The organism is Oleiphilus sp. HI0080 (genome assembly GCF_001635135.1).
In genome coordinates, this window is sequence record NZ_LWFU01000519.1 from 1 (window position 1) to 3,057 (window position 3,057).

Sequence of the window (3,057 nt, forward strand, 5' to 3'; positions counted from 1 at the left end):
GGTGCGCGAGAACGAGTTCAACAAGATAGAAAACCTCGCGCGCGGCGTGAAGATCGCGCATTCTCTTGGCAAGCAGTTTTACATCGCCAGTAATCTCAGCCCACACAACAACAAAGTGAACACCTACTTAAAAGATATGGAACAAGTGATCGCAATGAAGCCCGATGCGATCATCATGTCTGACCCCGGCCTAATCATGATGGTACGAGAAAAATGGCCCGATATGCCCATTCATCTCTCTGTGCAGGCCAATGCCGTGAACTGGGCAACGGTAAAATTTTGGCAGAAACAAGGTCTCACTCGGGTCATACTGTCCCGAGAGCTATCACTCGATGAGATTGAAGAAATAAAACAACGCTGCCCAGAAATGGAGTTGGAAGTGTTTGTTCATGGCGCCCTTTGTATCGCTTACTCTGGACGCTGTTTGCTGTCGGGGTATATGACCCACAGAGACTCGAATCAAGGTGCATGCACGAATAGCTGTCGCTGGAAGTATCAAGCGCATGAAGCGAAAGAAACCGTCGAAGGCAATATCATCGCCAAACAACCCGCGCTCGAGACTTTCGACCCAGCACAGACTAGCGCTAACAAGTCAGAACCACCGATTTACCTGCTTCAGGAAGCCGGTCGACCGGGTGAGTACCTACCAGCCTACGAGGATGAGCACGGTACTTACATCATGAACTCAAAAGACCTACGAGCCGTTCAGCATGTGCAACGGCTCATCAATATTGGTGTTGATTCTCTAAAAATAGAGGGACGAACAAAGTCTTATTACTATGCAGCAAGAACAGCTCAGGTTTACAAGCAGGCAATTAACGACGCACTTGCCGGCAGAGACTTTAATATGCAACTCATGGATGAGCTAGAAGGCATGGCAAATCGGGGTTACACCGAGGGCTTCTATCGGCGCCACGTGCCTGATGAATATCAAAACTATGAGACCGGCAACTCTAGATCTGAAAATCAGCTGTTCGTGGCAGATATCGAGTCTATTGATCGCGAGAACAATCGCTTATTCCTAAGCGCTAAGAATAAATTTGGCATTAACGACAAGCTAACCCTGCTTACCCCCGAACAAAACGTTGAGTTTAGCGCTTCAAATATGCAGCTCAGTAGAAACGGGGCTGCATGTGATGAGGCATCCGGGTCAGGCTATCGCGTTAGCGTACCTGCTGATCTGGTAAAACATATTAGCGATGCGGCTTTGGCAAAGGGCCTTCTTGTTAAAACTATGCGATAAATCAACAAAGTATAGTGGCGTAAATATCAAGTTCTTCGACTAGGATATCATTCAGATTCATTGCCCTACTGACCATACTTACGTTTGAAATTATAGTAACCAAAAGCGAGGGGTAACACGGTGGGGCAACAGCATTTCGATATTCTTATTATTGGCGCAGGTCTTTCTGGAATTGGTAGTGCGTGCCATGTGAGCAAAGAGTGCCCTGATAAATCACTCGCTATCCTTGAGCGACGGCAGACAATGGGCGGCACGTGGGATTTGTTTCGCTATCCTGGCATTCGCTCGGATTCTGACATGACTAGCTTTGGCTTTCAGTTTAAGCCATGGTTCTCAGACAAGGTTCTAGCAAAAGGTCCAGACATCAGGAACTACGTCGTCGAAACCGCTGCAGAATATGGCATCAAGGATAAAGTACAGTTTGGTCTTAAAATAACGAGTGCCAACTGGAACTCTTCAACACAACTCTGGGAAATAGAAGCCCTTCATGAGCCAACAAATGAGACACGCTCCTATACCTGCAACTTCTTCCTAAATTGCACCGGCTATTATAACTACGACAAAGGCTACCGCCCTCACTTTAACAACGAAGAGACCTTTAAAGGGCAAATCATACACCCACAACATTGGCCGGAAGACCTAGATTATTCGGGCAAAAAAGTCGTCGTGATTGGCAGCGGAGCCACCGCCGTAACCATCGTACCATCCATGACAGACAAGGCATCGCATGTCACGATGCTTCAACGTTCGCCCACCTATATCATGTCATTGCCTGACAACGATAAGATTGCGTCTTTCATGGCGAAGATCATGCCTAAATCTTGGGCCTACTTAATTACCCGCAAACGAAATATTTTGATTCAACGGGCGCTATATTTGGTGAGCATGCGCTGGCCCAACTTTATGCGTAAAGTCTTGGCCCGAAACGTTCGGAAAGAACTGGGAGAAAATGTTGATATGAAGCACTTCTCTCCCAGTTACAACCCGTGGGAAGAGAGGCTTTGCGCAGCGCCAGATGGCGATTTCTTTGCCAAAATTCGCGAAGGAAAAGCATCCGTCGTAACAGATCACATCGACTCTTTCACAGAGACCGGAATTAAGCTCAAAACAGGACAACATCTCGACGCAGATATTATTGTCACAGCGACAGGGCTAAATGTTCAGATGATGGGTGGTCTTAAGCTATCTGTCGATGGCGAGGAAACTCACCTAAGTGACAAGATGACCTATAAGAGTGTGATGATAGAAGGCGTACCCAATTTCTCTTGGGTATTTGGCTATATCAACGCGCCATGGACATTAAAGTGCGATATTGCTAGCCGATACATTTGTCGTCTGATCAAGTTTATGGATAGCAATAACTATACGGTTGCCACGCCAACCGACATTGGTAACAACAAGCTCACTGATGGCATGCTTGATAATTTTGATCCAGGATACGCTCAACGGGCAAAACATATGCTTCCTCGCCAAGGAAGAAGCGGTCCCTGGAAACTAGATATGGATTATGGAAAAGACAAGAAAGTCTTACTCAAAGAGCCTGTCGACGAGCCAAACATGCACTTTAAGACCGCAGCTCAAAAAGTGAAAGCTGATCCGGCACCCCAGGTAAATGCGGCCTAAGCCCGCCTCCTGACACTAAAAAATAGAATAATTAAGAGACGATCGCCCATGGCCGAGAATGATTACAGCCTGCCACCGGTACTCATGATCCACGGAATGTGGAGCACCGGTGATACGCTTGACGAGTTGAAGCATGCATTTGAATCCGAAGGCCACGCAGTATTTGCGCCTTCTCTGCCAAACCATGTTAA

General features: G+C 47.0%; 2 protein-coding genes. Both read left to right on the forward strand.

The window, feature by feature from the left end:
- A partial coding sequence (gene yegQ, locus A3751_RS10950) for a tRNA 5-hydroxyuridine modification protein YegQ (RefSeq protein ID WP_068455707.1) occupies positions 1 to 1,243 on the forward strand: 1,243 nt, incomplete at its 5' end.
- A gap of 120 nt (positions 1,244 to 1,363) precedes the next feature.
- A complete protein-coding gene (locus A3751_RS10955; protein WP_068455710.1) occupies positions 1,364 to 2,866 on the forward strand; it encodes an NAD(P)/FAD-dependent oxidoreductase in 1,503 nt (500 codons plus the stop codon).
- The last annotated feature ends 191 nt before the right edge of the window (positions 2,867 to 3,057 follow it).